This is a genomic window from Planotetraspora mira (genome assembly GCF_016863275.1).
Classification (GTDB): Bacteria; Actinomycetota; Actinomycetes; order Streptosporangiales; family Streptosporangiaceae; genus Planotetraspora; species Planotetraspora mira.
Window position 1 is genome coordinate 1 of the sequence record NZ_BOOO01000051.1, and the last position, 15242, is coordinate 15242.

Consider the following 15242-nt stretch of genomic DNA (forward strand, 5'->3'; position numbering starts at 1 on the left):
TGAACGGCGCCGCGTCGTCGAGGAGACCATGCTGCTCGACGAGCCGCGCCTCTAAGCTCGCGGCGAGGCTCACTGGCCCTGACCTGCCGCGATGGTAGCGTCGGTGTCGCGCCTTCTCGTCGAAGTGAACGGCGTGGTCATCGCATGGGGCGGGCGTCTGAGATCGCGCCGGCTTGTTCCCGCTTAATGAGCCTGGGACACGAGGAGCGCCCATAGTCGGGGGGCTCGGGCGCTTCTCGCCGGGTCGCGTGTCCTTCCGCGGCCGACCACCCCCGACACCGTGGCCCAGGCACGCTTCGAGCGGCGTGTACGACGACAGTGATCCCATCTTCCCTGTCGGCCAACGCCGTCAGCGCCTCATCAGGAAGCCATGCTGCGGGTATTCCGGCTGCACGCGATTCCGGTAAGCGGCCAATAGCCCGATAGTGATCAGCCTGGATAGCAGCGCGATAAGCATGGCCCCAATCACGACAACTCCATTACTCTAGGTAGCTATGTGACGACTTTATGTGCTGGTCGTGTATCCCCGCGCTACCCGCCGACTCATCCAAAGAGATCTCCAAGGAGCCGAAATGCCGGCACAGCACTTCGCCGCGCCGGATCCAGCCGGGCTGGAAGCGTGGATCCGGCAACTGCTCCGCCTCACTGGAGCTTGTGCCAGCACGCCGACGACCGTGGCTCCAACCGAACCCCTGAATCCGTTTCCCCCGGCTGAGCCCGATTTGCATGGACGCCGGCGCGCGTAGTGACACCGACCGAATTGGTCGCCTAGCGATTCACGGCCGCCCTTGAACTTTCGCGGCCGGCGACCGCCGACGCCGCGGCCCGGGCGCGCCTCGACCACCTTGGCCAGCGTCGACCGCGCGATGTACGCCACGCCTTAGATCTCGACCCAGCCCGGCAACCGCCCCGGCCAACCGGTCCTTCCGCACCGTCGAGGACTCGGCGGTGTCCTGCTCGTCCAAGTGGAAGGCGCAAAATCGCGGCGAATTGACGTTTGTCCATGCCATCACCCGGGGGCATCGGAACGGCCGGCATCTAACTGACGAAAGGTCCTGTCTTACGACGGCGCCCTTCTTATCCTCGTGGCGCCCCCGAGTCCGCTACCGACGTGCTGAGGGCCGTGGCCGGTCGTCTCACGCCTTCCTCGGGGACCACGCAGGTGTCGTCTGGGCTCTTCCGGCTCCAGCCGGTCCTGCCGCTGGCGGATTCCGAGGACCCGTGAGGTTCTTGCCGAGGCGATGCCTCGGATTGTCGCATCACCCACCGAGAACGGACGCGTACGGGGGTCCTTAGTCTCACTACCTGGGACCTTCAGCCCTCTGTGGTGCCTGCCCTTGCTTCGTAGCGTTAATAAGAAGCGATAATGGCGTGATCCGGATGGATGAGATCTTTTCGGCGACGGACCTCCCGCAGGGCAGAGAAGACGAGCAGGAACCGGGGAGTTATCGGCTGACTGCACGAGATCACGTGTTCGGCCTCCACCAGGGCGAGCGGCGCCCGCCCTGCCGCTCCCGCCTGGTCCTCCTCCCCAGGAACGCCACCAGGCCCGCACGCTCCGGGCGTTTCACGGGGATGCTGCTGGGGTCGGTCAGCACGCACGTGGCCGGCCATGTCGCCGCTGCTGTCGTAGTGGTACGGCCCGGCCCGATGGTGGTGCACGCGGAGATCGCCGTTGGCTTCGACGGCTCGGCCGAATCGGAGGCCGCTCTGACCTATGCCTTCGAAGAAGCGCGGCTACGCGGCTGCAGGATGCGCGCGGTCTACGCCTTGCAACTTCCGGTGCATGTCTACACTCCCGGAATCGTCTACGACATCGATGAGGTGCGGCGGGCCCAGCAGGATTACGCGCTCGGCAAGCTCGCGGCCTGGCAGGTGAAGTACCCCGAGGTGAAGGTGGCGGTGGACATCGTCTGCGCCCACCTGGTCACCGCCCTGGTCGAGGCCTCCCAGAAGGCGGATCTGCTGGTCGTCGGGTCCCGCGGTCACGGCGCCATCGGCGCGGTCGTGCTCGGGTCGGTGAGCCGTGCCGTACTGCAACAGGCGCATTGCGACGTCGTGGTGTGGTCACGGACCACCAGCCGGGCTGATGAAGTCGGCAAGCTGTAAGCGCCTACCGGAAGTCGGCCACGAACCGACCAGGCGAAGGATACGGAGGCGAACTCGATGGTGCGGCTACCGCGCAAGCTGTACGAGAGAGAGCTTTACCGCCTTCAGACGGAGCTGGTGAAGCTTCAGGAGTGGGTACGCGGCGAAGGCGAGCGGCTCGTCGTGATCTTCGAGGGTAGGGACGCGGCCGGCAAGGGCAGCACGATCAACCGTGTCGCCGAGTACCTCAACCCGCGGGTCACCAGGATCGCCGCGCTGCCCGCGCCCGCGGAGCGGGAGCGCACCCAGTGGTACTTTCAGCGCTACGTGGAGCACCTGCCCGCCGCGGGGGAGATCGTGCTGTTCGACCGGAGCTGGTACAACCGCGCCGGGGTTGAGCGGGTGATGGGCTTTTGCACGCAGGAGGAGTACACCAGATTCCTCCACCAGTGCCCGATCTTCGAGCGGCTGCTCGTGGAAGATGGGATCCTGTTGCGCAAATACTGGTTCTCGGTGAGCGACGCCGAGCAGGAGCGGCGGTTCCGGGCCCGACTGGCCGATCCGATGCGCCGCTGGAAGCTCTCGGAGATGGACCTGGAGTCGATCACCCGGTGGGAGGATTACTCGCGGGCTAAGGATGAGATGCTGATCCACACCAACATCCCCGAGGCGCCGTGGTATGACGTGGAGAGCGAGGACAAGCGGCGGGCCAGGATCAACATGATCTCCCACCTGCTGTCGACCATCCCCTACGGGGAGGTGCAGCTCCCGTCCATGGAGATCCCCTCGCGGCCCCCGACCTCCGGCTACCGGCGGCCGACCCGCAGGCTGGAGATCCCCGTGCCGGACGTGGCGGCCACCCTGGAGGAGCATCAGGGGTCGTGAACGAGGGCCGGTGGATCCGCCGTGACGGGAGGTCGGATCAGCGTCGACCAGCGCCGGGTGATGGCCTACGGAAGCTCCATCGACTTCCCTACGTCGACATGCGCGAATGCCTACCGGACGGCGGCGGAAGGCGTGCACGTGCTCGCGGAACTCGTCGCACCGTGGCGCGCTAAGGGCCGCCCCAACTCGTGATCCAGACTCGTGTTGCTGGGGAACCGCCGCTTTCTGCCCCGCTGTCGCATCGCCGCGAGGCGCGACTGTTGGTTGTGGGCTCCCGAGGAGTCGACGTTGTCCGTGCCCGGCTTCTCGGCTTGGTGAGCCACGGCTCCTGCATCACGCCTCCTGCTCCGCCTCCGTCGTCAAAGACCCACCCACCCACCCACGACACCGATGCCTTGATCGCGGATTCGACGGGCAGGGACGGAGGTCCTCGCCTCCGGGGGACTTTCGCCGCTTCAGCCACACACGGTGGGTGGATGTCATGGAGGTGTGCGACAGAGGAGGCAGCGATGATCATTGCTGGTGTCGACGGATCGGAGGCCGGCCTCGAGGCCGTGGGCTGGGCGGCCATGGAGGCGGCAGTGCGTGGGGTGCCGTTGAAAGTCGTTCACGCCCTTCCTGAGTGGATCTTCAAAGGAGGCGCCCGCGGTGACGCCGCGCTGGTGGGCAAGTGGATGCGGGACAGCGGCACCCAGGTGGTGACGGCAGGGGTCGAGCGCGCGAACAAGGAAGCTCCCGGGGTTTCGGTGGACTGTGCGCTTCTCGCGGGGGACCCGCGCCCTGCACTGATCCAGGCGGCCGAGGACGCCGACCTTCTCGTGGTCGGGAACCACGGGATCGGCGGGTTCCGCGGGCTGTTGCTCGGATCGGTCGCCTACGGCGTGGCGGGGCACGCGCCCTGTGACGTCGTGGTCGTCCGAGAGCGCTCCTCGCCGCCGCGTGGCGAAGTGGTGGTGGGGGTCGACGGTTCACTCGAAGGCGCCAAGGTCCTGGAGTTCGCCTTCGCCGAAGCGGCACTTCACGGTGTGGGGGTTCGTGCCGTCCATGCCTGGCCGCTGCAGTTGTGGGGTGGAGGAGGTGGCTTCGTTCCTGTGCTGGACACCTCCGAGGACGAGCAGATCGAGATCCGCATGCTGGCGGAGGCCGTGGCGGGCCTGCGGGAGCGTCACCCGGAGGTCAAGGTGAGCGAAGAGGTCGTCCAGGCCCATCCGGCCGAGGCACTCAGACGAGCCTCAGACGGTGCGGACCTGCTCGTCGTCGGATCGCGGGGAACCGGTGCGTTCAAAGGGCTGATACTCGGCTCGGTCAGCCAGGCGATGCTCCACCACGCACGTTGCCCTCTGGCGGTCGTCCGCACGCCGAAGGCGGAGTGAGCTCCGAGTCATCGCGGATCATAGGTCTTCGAACCCGAGGGTGAGTTAGCCGCAGGAGTCCGCGCACGTGAAGAGATATCTGTTCTTCGCAGGCACAGCCTGCGCCCTGATCGTCGGGACGATTCTCCATCTGCTGGGAGAAGGCCGGCCGGGGGACGTCGTATGGGCGGCGGGAACTGTCATCGCATTGGTTCCCGCTGTGTGGTGGGTGGCCCGCGCGCTGCGGGCCGGTCGGATGGGCGTGGACGTGATCGCGGTGCTCGCCTTGGCCGGAGCCTTAGCCGTGCGAGAGTTCCTCGCCGGAGCGGTGATCGGGCTCATGCTGGCGAGCGGCCGGGTCCTGGAGGAGCAGGCGCTGCGCCGTGCCCGGCGGGACCTGACCGCTCTGTACGAGAGGGCTCCCCGTTTGGCACGACGTTACGAGGACGGTGCCGCCTGCCTGGTGGGAGTGGAGGAAGTGCGGCCGGGCGACCGCCTGCTGGTACCCAGTGGCGAGATGGTGCCTGTCGACGGCGTAGTGGAAAAAGGCGTCGCCCTGCTGGACGAGTCCGCGTTGACCGGCGAATCCCTGCCAGTGGAGCATCCGACGAGCGACGGCGTGCTCAGTGGCGTGGTGAACGTTGGGTCGGTGTTCGACATGCGAGCCACGTCGACCGCCGGCACGAGCGCGTACGCGGGTGTGGTGAGGTTGGCGCGGGAGACGGAGGCGGACACCGCTCCGGTCGTCCGGCTGGCGGATCGGTTCGCGGCCTGGTTTCTGCCGCTCACGCTGCTCCTGGCCGCGTTCGCGTGGCTGATCTCCGGTGAAGCCGTGCGGGCAGTCGCCGTACTGGTCGTGGCGACCCCGTGCCCGCTTCTGCTGGCCGCGCCGGCGGCGATCGCCTCCGGCCTGTCCCGTACGGCGCGGCATGGTGTCGTCGTCAAGGGCGGAGGAGCGCTGGAGACGCTGGGCAAGGCGCGAACCCTCGTGCTGGACAAGACCGGGACCCTCACGATCGGCCGTCCGCAGGTGGTGGACATCGTGGCGGCTCCCGGCTGGGATGTGGAGAAGGTCCTGCGGCTCGCAGCGGGCGTAGATCAGATGTCGTCTCATGTGCTGGCCGCTGCGATTGTCCGCGCCGCCCGCGACCGCGAGCTGACCCTCCCCACGCCCGAAGGGCTGCGCGAGGAGCCGGGAACCGGTACGGAGGCGCTAATCGACGGCTTCCGCGTGCAGGTGGGCAAGTCACCGGGCCCACGGTCCTCCGGGTGGGAGAGGGCCCAGCGCGCCAGGGCGGGGCTCGACGGCGCCATGACCGTCTGGGTCACCGTGGACGGACAGAAGGCCGGGGTGATCCTCTTGCGGGACGCCATACGTGCTGATGCCGCCCGAACCCTGCGGCGTCTGCGCTTGGCCGGCATAGACCGGGTGGTGATGCTCACCGGCGACCGGGCCGAGGTCGCCGAGAGCGTGGCCGCAGTGCTGGGCATCGATCGGGTCCTCGCCGAGCAGACCCCCGCGGGAAAGGTGGACGCGGTACGCGGCGAGACACGGCGCTCGACGACGATGATGGTGGGCGACGGGGTCAACGACGCACCTGCCTTGGCCGTCGCGGACGTCGGCGTGGCCTTGGGAGCTCACGGCGCGGCCGCGTCCGCCCAGGCGGCCGATGTGGTGCTCACCTCCGATCGGCTGGACCGCCTTGCCGACGCCATGGACGTCGCCAGACGGACCAGGCGTATCGCTGTGCAGAGTGCGGGCGTCGGCATCACGCTGTCTCTGCTCGCGATGGTGGTGGCGGCAGCCGGTGGTTTGCCGCCTGTGGCCGGTGCGGTGCTCCAAGAGGGCATCGACGTCGCCGTCATCCTCAATGCGCTGCGTGCGCTGCGCCCGGCCAGGGGGACCCGCCTGCCCGTGGACAGCCCTACAGAAGCACTACTGCGCCGCTTCGAGGTGGAGCACTCAGAGCTGCGGCCGCAGCTCGAACTCATCCGTGAGGTCGGCGACCGGCTGAGCCTCGAAACACCTGGGGAAGCGCGCGCCGATCTTCGGCGGGTCTACGAGTTCCTCAGCGAGGACCTGCTGCCGCATGAGCATGCGGAGGAGATCCGGCTCTATCCGGCGATGGCACGGTTGCTGGGAGACCCGGAGGCGACCGTGACCATGAGCAGGGCACACGGTGAGATCGACCGGCTGGTGGTGCGGCTGGGCCGCCATCTGGAGCTGGCGGGCACCGCGGGACCGAGCCCGGACCAGCTCGACGACCTGCGGGCCTGCCTGTACGGCCTGCATGCCGTACTGACTTTGCACTTCGCGCAGGAGGAAGAGGCCTACTTCTCACTGGCCTCCGCTCCGGCCACGTCCGGAGAGCCGGAGCTCAGAGCGTCATGACGAGGACGACGAGCCTGTGATGCGCGCGCCCGCGGCCTGAAGCTTCGAGCACCGATGGATGGCCCGGAAAGTGTGGCCGAAAGTCACCAGCGGCCAGGACCTTCACCGCTGACCAGACGAGGCCCGGTCAGGCGACGCTCTTAGAGAGGCCGACAGGAGGGGCGCCATGGCGATCAGGGTGCGGGACGTGATGGGAAAGGTCGCGATCGCGGCCCGGATGGACGCGTCGTTCGCCGACCTCGTCGACATCATGCAGCGATTCAATGTGGGGGCCGTCACCGTGATCGACTCCGATCGCCGCCCGGTCGGAGTGGTGTCGGAGGACGACATGCTGCTGAAGGCGACGACCGCAATCGGCAAACGGGTGATCGAGGGTCCTCGGAAGCGCGCCGAGCACCGCAAGGCGGAGGGCATGACGGCGCGCGAGATCATGACCACGCCGGCGATCACCGTGACTGGTGAGACGCCGGTGAGCGACGCGGCCAGGCTGATGCACCAGAAAAGGATCAAGCAGCTTCCCGTGATCGACGCCACGACCGGCCGTATCGCCGGGACCGTCCACCAGGGCGATCTGCTGAAGGTGTTCAACCGACCGGCGGCCGACATCACCAGTGAGATCGAGGGCATCATGGGCCGGCTCCGCATCGACCTGTCGGAGCTGCGGGTCACGGTCGAGGCGGGCGTGGTCAGCCTCAAGGGATGGATCCCCAAGCACTCGCAGTTGCGGCCCCTGCTCGACGCCGTCCGCGCCGTCGACGGTGTCGTCGAGGTCAAGGCCGACCTGGCCTTCCTGTTCGACGACCTCCTCGTGCCCCCGCCCCTCCTGTGACGCCTTCGGGCGTGACGCGGCCTGACATCTCACCTGGAGGCGAGACATGAACACACGAACATCGCAAGCCGTCGCCGGCGCGATGCGTGCGGCGATCGAGGCCGCGGTCTGGGCGCCCTCGGTGCACAACACACAGCCCTGGTCGTTCGGCGTGTCAGGGGATGAGATCTGCCTTCGTGCGGACTCTGACAGGAAGCTGCGCGTCGCCGACCCGATCGGCTGGCAGATGCTGATCAGTTGTGGCGCCGCGCTCTTCAACGTGCGGGTCACGTTGAGCGCACTCGGCTACGAGCCGGACGTGCGAGCGCTGCCCGACCCCGACCGCCCATCACTGTTGGCCACCGTCCGTCCGCGAGCGTGTGGCGAGATTCATGAGGATGCCCGCATGCTCCACGCGGAGATCCCGCGGCGCAGGACCCATCGTGCGGGATTCACCGCTCTGCCTGTCTCCGATGCTCTGATCGAGGCGCTGGCCGCCCAGGCGGGCGAGGAGGGGGCCGCCCTCATGGTGGTGCGGTCGGAGTCGGCGATGCGCGTGCTCGCCACGCTCACGAGCGCGGCCCAGGAGGTCGAATCTCAGAACCGGGCGTTCGGCTTGGAGATGATGCGGTGGAGCAGCCCTCCGGGCAGTTCCCGGCGCGACGGTGTTCCGGCTCGCAGTTACCCCGCGGCGCCGAGGCGCACGCAACCACAGCACTTCGCACAGCGCGACTACACCCGGGGGCAGGTATGGGGGAAGGAGGACGACCTGCCGGTGTCCGTCGCCACGGGTCTCGTCGCCGTGCTCACCACGACGGGTGACTCCCGCGAGGACTGGCTGGCCGCCGGCCAGGCGTTACAGCGCACCCTGCTTCACGCCTCCGCGTACGGGGTGAGTGCGGCCTTCCACACTCAGGCGCTGGAGATGCATGATCTGCGGGAGTTCATCCGGCGGCACATCTGCGAGGGCGCCTTCCCGCAGATGGTCATGAGATTGGGCTTCACCCTGGACGATGCCGGCAGCGTCCGTCGCCCGTCCTCGGAGGTGTTGGAAGAGCACTGACGCGGGCCGGACCTCCGCTGGCCGGGCTCAGGCGCCGATGCGGTAGGGGCGCATCATCTCGTTGTCCTCGTGCTCGAGAACGTGGCAGTGCCACACGAACAGCCCGGGCCGGTCGAAAGTGGCCTTGATGCGGGTGATGGCGTTCGGCGGAGCGATCACCGTGTCCTTGAACCCTCTCTCCCCGGGTTCCGGTAACTGGGTGAGCCCATTGGACGGCCGGCGGTCGACGACCTCGAACTGAACCTCGTGGACATGCATGGGATGGGCGTCGGGTGTGAAGTTGTGGAACTCCCACATCTCGGTCGAACCAGTCGCCGGATTCTCGGTTATGGGGTCGGCCCACATCTTCGCCGAACCGCGTGACTCCGAACTGCCGAGCAGCGCCGCGATGGGCCCCACGCCCGCGACGACCGCTGAGCTGTGCTCCAGCAGGGCGAGCCTGCGGGTGAGCCTGGCCGCGCCGAGCCGGTTGAGAGTGGGCAGGCGGAGTTCGGAGGGCGGCACGCTGGTGTCCTGGTCCACGAGCGGCCCCACCGTGAATCTCATCACCTGCCCGGTGGTGGCGGGGTTCGCCGGCGGGGCTGATCGGGCACCTCGATAGGGCCCGTCAGGTCCTTCGTTGATCAGGAACAGCTGTGTCCCGGCCGGGATGCCGGTGAAGTCGACGATGACGTCGGCCCGCTCGGCGGGAGCCAGGAGCAGGCCGCCCAACTGGACCGGTGACGGCAGGAAACCGCCGTCCGATCCGATCTGCCAGAACGGCAGCGCCGCCGTCCGCGCGCTCTTCGCCGGCGGGCCACTGGCGATCTTGAGGTCGAGGAACCGGGAGTTGCAGCCGTTCAGGAACCGGAACCGGTAACGGCGCGGCTCGACGTGCAGGTCCGGCCAGGTCCGGCCGTTGACCGTCATCGTGGTGCCGAAGAATTCCGGCACCCAGATGGGCGAGACGTCACTGCGGGGCACATAGGGCCCGGAGAAGCCGTCGGAGAGCCTCCGGCTGTCCGGGTAGAGGAGCGAGCCGCCGGCTGAGAACGATTTGTCCTGGATCAGGATCGGAATCTCGTGATACCGCGTGGTCGGGGCGTCGCCCGCCCTGGGGGCGGGGCCGGGGAGAACGCCGGACGGCAGGTCGGAGGGGCCGCCGCGGAGGAGGTAGAAGCCGGCGAGGCCGGCGTAGACGTTGAGCCGGGTGATGCCCAATGTGTGGTCGTGGAACCACTGTGTGGCGGCTCTCTGGTCGTTGGCGTACTGGTAGACGGCGGAACCGGCCGCCCATCGGACACCTTCCCGTATTCCGAACGTGTGCGCGAACTCGGAATAGAGTGAGCCCTCACGGGCGTACCCGGCGGAGATGTTCCTCGCCGCGGGCAGGAACCATGCCTCCGGATGCCCGTCGCTGTCGTCCCAGCTGTGGCCGCCGTGGAGATGGGTGACGATCGGGACAGGTCCCCGATAGCGCCCGGGTGTCGATGCGAACCTCGGCCGGGTGTCTCGCTTGGACGGCCCTCCCGGAGGGTTGGCCCAGTGCAACGTCGGATCGACGGGCAGAAGGTGGGGACGGTAGCGGCCGTCGCCGTCGACCAACTCGTTGATCCAGGTGATGCGGACGGGCCGGTCCACCGTCGCCTCGACGGTGCAGGCAGGGGTGTTGAACGTCCGCGGATGCAGTACGGACCCGTAACCCCAGACGGTTGTGGTCGGAAGACCCGGCGGCAGGATCTGCTGCTGGAACTGCCGAACGCCGATCATGTAGTGGTCGACCGGTCCTTCCGGCGATGGCAGGTTCGGCATCACGGGAGGGATGGCCAGCGGTGCCACATATTTCGGGATCGCCGCCGGGTCCAGTGCCCGTTCCGTGGCCGCGGCGCTCCCGGCGGTCCGGAATGCGAGCATCGCGGCCGCGCCCGCCCCCGTCTTGAGGAACTGCCGTCGTGTCACCATCCGTATGCCTCCGGGACCGATGGTTCCTGTCGACTTCCTTGATCAGCCTGGTTGCATCCGGGATCGGTGGAACCGCCGTGGAACGCCGCCGCAGCGGGGATGGATCGCCCTGAGTGCCTGCTCCAGTGCCTGATCCGAGGGCGCGCTGGTGTCGATCTCGGACGCCTCGAGCCAGGGCGCCGCTCTCGCCGTCATGGCTGCGGCGATCGCCTGGTCGGCATCCGAGACGCCGCCGACACGGTGGGAGAGCCGCTCGGCGACGACGTGCGGCGGGGCGGTGCAGCACAGCGCGACGAAGTCGCTGCACGTGCGTTCCGCGAGCCGTTCGGCGGCGGCCCGGTGAGCGGCATCGGTCCAGGACGCGTCGAGAATGACCGGCTCTCCGTGCCGGAGCAGTCTCGCCGCTCTGGACAACAGCTCCTCATAGGTGCGCTCGGTCCAGTCCGCCCGGTAGATGCCTTCCCCGAATGGCGCGGCGGCGGATTGTTCAGGCGCGATGCCGGCGATTTCCTTACGGACGCGGTCACTGCTGAGCACCGTGGTGCCAAGACGATCGGCGATGGCGGACGCCAGGGTCGATTTGCCGGTCGCGGGTGGTCCACCGACGAGGACGAGAGTGATGGCGCCGGCCCGGAGGTGGCGAAGGGTGAGCTCAGCGAGCTCGCGGGACCTCCAGGCCGCATCGGCGTCTCCCTGCGCGTGCCGCAGACAAGCGACCTTGGCACGGACGAAAGCCCGGTAAGCGACGTAGTGGTGCCAGAGCGAGGGCGGGGCGGGATCGCCGGAGAACTCGGCGTACCAGCCCAGGAAGAGCTCGGACAGCCGGTCAGCGCCCAGTCGTTCCAGATCCATGGCCAGGAAGGCCGCGTCGTCCAGGCCGTCGACGAAGCGGAGGCGTTCGTCGAACTCCAGGCAGTCCAGGATTCGGGGCCCGTCGTCGAGGCAGAAGACGTCGTCGGCGAGCAGGTCGCCGTGGCCGTCCACGATTCGGCACGCACTGACCCGCGCCTCGAAAAGAGCATGCCGGCCGTCGATGAAGCGCACGGTCAGGAGCTCGATCTCGGAGATGACGTCGCTACCGACAGGGACATCCCGCAGCCCGCGGACCTGGGCGAAGCTTGCCATCCAGCGAGATCTCAGCGCGTTCCAGCCCCCTTCCTCGTCGATCTCCGGGGAGTGAGGGGATCGCGCGTGCATGCTCGCCACCATCCGGGCTATCTGATGGAGGTGGTCCTCCACTGGACTGCCTGAGCGGATCAACGCGGCAAGGCGGCGCTCGTCGGGCATACGGCGCATCACGACCAGGTGCTCGCAGACCTCGCCGTTCGGGCTCAACACGTCGGCGACTCCCTCGTAGACATCGGGCGCCAGTCGCCGGTTGAGCCGCACCTCCTCCTGGCAGATCGTCCGCCGGGCCTCCAGTGTGGTGAAGTCCAGGAAACCGAGGTCCACCGGCTTCTTGACCTTGTACGCGTGGTCTCCGAGGAAGATCACCACGCCCGCATGCGTCTCCTTGATCTGCGCCCACGGTTCCATCGAGATTCCTTCGCGCTTCGCATCTTCGGCTCCGCGAGCGGCAGACCTTGAGCACGTTCCTGTGCGACTCCCGCCGGGGTCAGCCCTACCAGGGATGCGGCTGGTGTTCGATATGCGCGTCGGGCCCTGGAAAGACGAGAGTCTCCCGCACCTGGTCGAGCCACCGCACGACGTAGGGCGGCGACCCGTTGGCGTGGTAAAGAGCCGTGATCAGACCAATGCGTCGCGGCCCGTCCAGACGAGGATTTTCGATGAGGCGGTCGCCGACTGCTGCCTTCATATTCGTCTACGCTGCCACCGTGAACCCTGCGGGCCTAGGGACCTAAGCCCTGGCCTCAGAGGTCCCAGGTCCACTTGAGCGCCTCCGCCTGGGAGGCTCTCGCTCGGGCGATCGGCGGCCCGCTTGTCGGTCAGGCGCCCACGCTCTGTCCCGGCAAGGAGAACGTGCGCCTTTCCCCGCGTCGAAGCTTGGCGTGTCGGCCGTGCACGGTGACCTCCAGCGTCGGGGGCCCGTCGTCGGCTCGGGTGATCCGTACCTGGGTGGGATCGGCGTCGATGGCGAGCTCTGCACCCCGATAGGGGATGGACAGTGACAGTGCTGTGAGACTCGGCAAGCACCCAGAAGCGGGCGATCTCGGCCAGAAGGCGCGCACCGGTCCCGGCGAGGAACTCCATGTCGCCAGTGATCGCGTAGTGATGCCATACACGCTGGACGGACTCACCGGGCCGCTGCGTTCGCGCAGATGGGTCCCAAGATCGAGAGGACTTCCCTGCAGCGGTTCGGTTCAGCCGGGCACGGCATGGTGCGGGGAGGCGGGAAGGACTCCGACGCGGCGGAGCTGGTCGCGGGCGGCGGAGATGGCCTCCGGAGTGGTGGCGAAGACCCGGCCCGCATTGTCGAGGCGAGCGATGACGCCAAGGGCATGCAACGGCTGGTGATGGCCGTCGCGAATTCCGGAGATGTAGACGATGATGCCGCGGCGTTCCAGCCGTTGGATGGCGTCGCCGAGGACCAGGGCGCCGCTGGCGTCGATGGTGGTCACGCGGGACATGCGCAAGATGACTACGGAAACGGTGGCAACCTCGGACAGCTCCAGCAGGAAGCGGTGGGCCGCCGCGAAGAACAGCGGGCCGTCCAGGCGGTAGGCCACGATGTGCTCGGCGAGTAGGGCGTGTTCCTGGTCGGTGTGGTCGCCCGGCAGGTCGGGGCGGATCGGCATCGCATCGAGGCGGACATTGCGTGCGATGGTGCGCAGGGCCAGCGCACCGGCCACGATCAGGCCGAGGATGACGGCCTGGACCAGGTCGAGCACCAAGGTGGCGATCGCGGTCAGGACCAGGACCACCGCGTCGCCGCGGGTGGAACGCATCATGGCTTTGACAGAGCCGGCCTCCACCATCCGGATGGAGGTGGCCAGCAGAACGCCGGCCAGCGCGGCGAGCGGGATGCGGGCGACCAGGCCGGATGCGGTGAATACGATCACGGCCAGGATGCCGGCGTGGGCCAGAGCCGCCAGCCGGGAGTGGGCACCGGAGCGGACGTTGACGGCAGTGCGAGCGATGGCTCCGGTGGCCGGGACACCACCGAACAACGGAGCCGCCAGGTTGGCCAGACCCTGGCCGAAGAGCTCCCGGTCAGGGTCGTGCTTGTGGTTGACGCTCATGCCGTCGGCGACGGTGGCCGACAACAGCGACTCCAGTGCGGCCAGGGCGGCAACCGCGATCGCGGGGGTCAGCAGCGAAGGCAACGCGCTCAGCTGCAGGAAGGACAAGGAGGGAGCGGGCAGTCCGGCGGGGAGGTCTCCGATCCGCGTCACCGGCAGACCGGCCAGCTCGGCGGTGACGGTGGCGAGGGCGACGGCGACCAGCGAGAAGGGAAACGTGGGTCGCCGGCGCGCTCCCACCAGCATCAGTACGGCCACGGTGGCGGCGATGGCCACGGCCCACCAGTGAGGCTGCGCGAGGAAGTCGCCGGCCGCGTGCAAGGCCACCATGGTGACCTTGTCGCCCGCGGGGGTCGGAACGCCGAGGGCTGCGGGGATCTGCTGCAGACCGATCACGCAGGCGATGCCGATGGTGAAGCCCTCCACCACGGGAGCCGGGACCAGGGCCATGTACTTGCCCGCGCGTCCCAGCGCGAGCGCGATGAGCAGCAGCCCTGCCAGCACACCGACCGTCAGCACGCCGGAGGCGCCGTGCTGGTGCATGATCGGCACCAGGACCACCGTCATCGCGCCGGTGGGGCCGGACACCTGCAGGCCGGAACCGCCGAACACGGCTGCAAGCGCCCCGGCCACCACTGCGGTGGCCAGGCCCGCTTCGGCCCCCATGCCGGAGGAGATGCCGAATCCCAGCGCCAGCGGCAACGCGACGATCGCCACCGTGAGCCCGGCCAACAGGTCGCGGCGGGGACGACGGCCCATCGCCGCAAGCTCGCCGCGCTCAGGCAACACGGAACGGACTCGGGCCAGGCCCGAGGTGAGCGCATTGGTCACCGGACTCCGGTCTCCGTGTCGAGCAGCTCGCTCAGCAGCTCGTTCTGCCCTGTGAGTTTCTGCGTCAGGAGTTTGCGGGCCGCTCGTAGCAGGTCGGCGACGTCGCCACCGGACAGGGCATAGACCACGGTGGAGCCGTCGCGGTGCGCGGTCACCATCCCTGAGCGTCGCAGCACAGCCAGGTGCTGCGACAGACCCGTCGGCTCGACCTCGATGGCGGCCAGCAACTCACGTACCGGCCTCGACCCGTCCTGCAACAACTCCAGCACGCGGATCCGTACCGGGTGTCCCAGGAGCCGGAACAATTCGGCCTTCGCCTCGTACAGCGGCACCGACATCACAGCGCCGTCCCCTCGCCCGAGTCGGCATCCTCGGTACCGATCTGAACACCATGCGCGCGAGCAAGCCGGACCACGTCGTCCCACTCTCCTTCGGCCACGAGCAGCTCGTCGACATCGTGATCACGGCGCGCCCGCTCGAGCGCCTCACGTGCTGAACGTGCCCGTTCTCTGATCGCAGCGGCGAATGGCCCGCTCACGTCACATCCTTGATCTCGGCAACGAGAAATCTCACATCATGATGAACTGAATTGCGCAGATTCGCAATTCAGAAACCCCGGGCGTCGCAGGCTCGATCAGGACCGCCGGCTCGCTGATCCGTCTACAGGCCTGCGGCGAAGGGG

14 protein-coding genes are annotated in these 15242 nt (G+C 68.2%); 7 read left to right on the forward strand and 7 right to left on the reverse strand.

What is annotated here, in order from left to right; genetic code table 11:
* Positions 1-1380: 1380 nt before the first annotated feature.
* From Pmi06nite_RS38860 to Pmi06nite_RS38890, 7 genes are all read left to right on the forward strand, one after another.
* Positions 1381-2109, forward strand: a complete 729-nt coding sequence (locus tag Pmi06nite_RS38860; protein WP_203958253.1) for a universal stress protein — start codon at positions 1381-1383, stop codon at positions 2107-2109.
* Between the two features lie 57 nt (positions 2110-2166).
* Entirely contained in the window at positions 2167-2973 is an 807-nt protein-coding gene (ppk2, locus tag Pmi06nite_RS38865) for a polyphosphate kinase 2 (protein WP_203958254.1), read from the forward strand.
* 21 nt (positions 2974-2994) lie between these two features.
* On the forward strand, positions 2995-3165 hold the full coding sequence (locus Pmi06nite_RS38870; protein ID WP_203958255.1) for a hypothetical protein: 171 nt from the start codon (positions 2995-2997) through the stop codon (positions 3163-3165).
* 317 nt (positions 3166-3482) lie between these two features.
* Positions 3483-4346 (forward strand): universal stress protein, encoded by an 864-nt coding sequence (locus Pmi06nite_RS38875; RefSeq protein WP_203958256.1) that lies wholly within the window; start codon positions 3483-3485, stop codon positions 4344-4346.
* Between the two features lie 67 nt (positions 4347-4413).
* Complete coding sequence (locus Pmi06nite_RS38880; protein WP_203958257.1) at positions 4414-6717, forward strand: heavy metal translocating P-type ATPase; 2304 nt, start codon at positions 4414-4416, stop codon at positions 6715-6717.
* Between the two features lie 166 nt (positions 6718-6883).
* On the forward strand, positions 6884-7546 hold the full coding sequence (locus Pmi06nite_RS38885; RefSeq protein WP_239114499.1) for a CBS domain-containing protein: 663 nt from the start codon (positions 6884-6886) through the stop codon (positions 7544-7546).
* 46 nt (positions 7547-7592) lie between these two features.
* A complete protein-coding gene (locus tag Pmi06nite_RS38890; protein WP_203958258.1) occupies positions 7593-8588 on the forward strand; it encodes an Acg family FMN-binding oxidoreductase in 996 nt (331 codons plus the stop codon).
* A 27-nt stretch (positions 8589-8615) separates the two neighbouring features.
* Here Pmi06nite_RS38890 and Pmi06nite_RS38895 read toward each other — a convergent pair whose 3' ends face one another.
* The 7 genes from Pmi06nite_RS38895 to Pmi06nite_RS38925 form a co-directional block, all read right to left on the reverse strand.
* Positions 8616-10529, reverse strand: a complete 1914-nt coding sequence (locus Pmi06nite_RS38895) for a multicopper oxidase domain-containing protein (protein ID WP_239114500.1) — start codon at positions 10527-10529, stop codon at positions 8616-8618.
* 42 nt (positions 10530-10571) lie between these two features.
* Positions 10572-12065: a bifunctional aminoglycoside phosphotransferase/ATP-binding protein gene (locus Pmi06nite_RS38900; RefSeq protein ID WP_203958259.1), complete on the reverse strand. Its 1494-nt coding sequence runs from the start codon at positions 12063-12065 to the stop codon at positions 10572-10574.
* An 85-nt stretch (positions 12066-12150) separates the two neighbouring features.
* Positions 12151-12345, reverse strand: coding sequence for a DUF1918 domain-containing protein (locus Pmi06nite_RS38905; RefSeq protein ID WP_203958260.1), 195 nt, complete (start codon positions 12343-12345; stop codon positions 12151-12153).
* 130 nt (positions 12346-12475) lie between these two features.
* Positions 12476-12679, reverse strand: a complete 204-nt coding sequence (locus Pmi06nite_RS38910; RefSeq protein ID WP_203958261.1) for a glycosyl hydrolase family 65 domain-containing protein — start codon at positions 12677-12679, stop codon at positions 12476-12478.
* Positions 12680-12850: 171 nt separating this feature from the next.
* Positions 12851-14488, reverse strand: a complete 1638-nt coding sequence (locus tag Pmi06nite_RS38915) for a SulP family inorganic anion transporter (RefSeq protein ID WP_239114510.1) — start codon at positions 14486-14488, stop codon at positions 12851-12853.
* A gap of 68 nt (positions 14489-14556) precedes the next feature.
* On the reverse strand, positions 14557-14898 hold the full coding sequence (locus Pmi06nite_RS38920; RefSeq protein ID WP_203958263.1) for an ArsR/SmtB family transcription factor: 342 nt from the start codon (positions 14896-14898) through the stop codon (positions 14557-14559).
* Positions 14898-15098 (reverse strand): hypothetical protein, encoded by a 201-nt coding sequence (locus tag Pmi06nite_RS38925; protein ID WP_203958264.1) that lies wholly within the window; start codon positions 15096-15098, stop codon positions 14898-14900. The genes Pmi06nite_RS38920 and Pmi06nite_RS38925 overlap by 1 nt, the downstream gene beginning before the upstream one ends.
* Positions 15099-15242 lie beyond the last annotated feature (144 nt).

What these genes read in the sequence shown, in the direction of transcription:
- Pmi06nite_RS38860 (WP_203958253.1), top strand. Translation starts at nt 1,381, where the DNA reads ATGGATGAGATCTTTTCGGCGACGGACCTCCCGCAGGGCAGAGAAGAC.
- ppk2 (WP_203958254.1), top strand. Translation starts at nt 2,167, where the DNA reads ATGGTGCGGCTACCGCGCAAGCTGTACGAGAGAGAGCTTTACCGCCTT.
- Pmi06nite_RS38875 (WP_203958256.1), top strand. Translation starts at nt 3,483, where the DNA reads ATGATCATTGCTGGTGTCGACGGATCGGAGGCCGGCCTCGAGGCCGTG.
- Pmi06nite_RS38885 (WP_239114499.1), top strand. Translation starts at nt 6,884, where the DNA reads ATGGCGATCAGGGTGCGGGACGTGATGGGAAAGGTCGCGATCGCGGCC.
- Pmi06nite_RS38890 (WP_203958258.1), top strand. Translation starts at nt 7,593, where the DNA reads ATGAACACACGAACATCGCAAGCCGTCGCCGGCGCGATGCGTGCGGCG.
- Pmi06nite_RS38895 (WP_239114500.1), bottom strand. Translation starts at nt 10,529, where the DNA reads ATGGTGACACGACGGCAGTTCCTCAAGACGGGGGCGGGCGCGGCCGCG.
- Pmi06nite_RS38900 (WP_203958259.1), bottom strand. Translation starts at nt 12,065, where the DNA reads ATGGAACCGTGGGCGCAGATCAAGGAGACGCATGCGGGCGTGGTGATC.
- Pmi06nite_RS38905 (WP_203958260.1), bottom strand. Translation starts at nt 12,345, where the DNA reads ATGAAGGCAGCAGTCGGCGACCGCCTCATCGAAAATCCTCGTCTGGAC.
- Pmi06nite_RS38915 (WP_239114510.1), bottom strand. Translation starts at nt 14,488, where the DNA reads ATGGGCCGTCGTCCCCGCCGCGACCTGTTGGCCGGGCTCACGGTGGCG.
- Pmi06nite_RS38920 (WP_203958263.1), bottom strand. Translation starts at nt 14,898, where the DNA reads ATGTCGGTGCCGCTGTACGAGGCGAAGGCCGAATTGTTCCGGCTCCTG.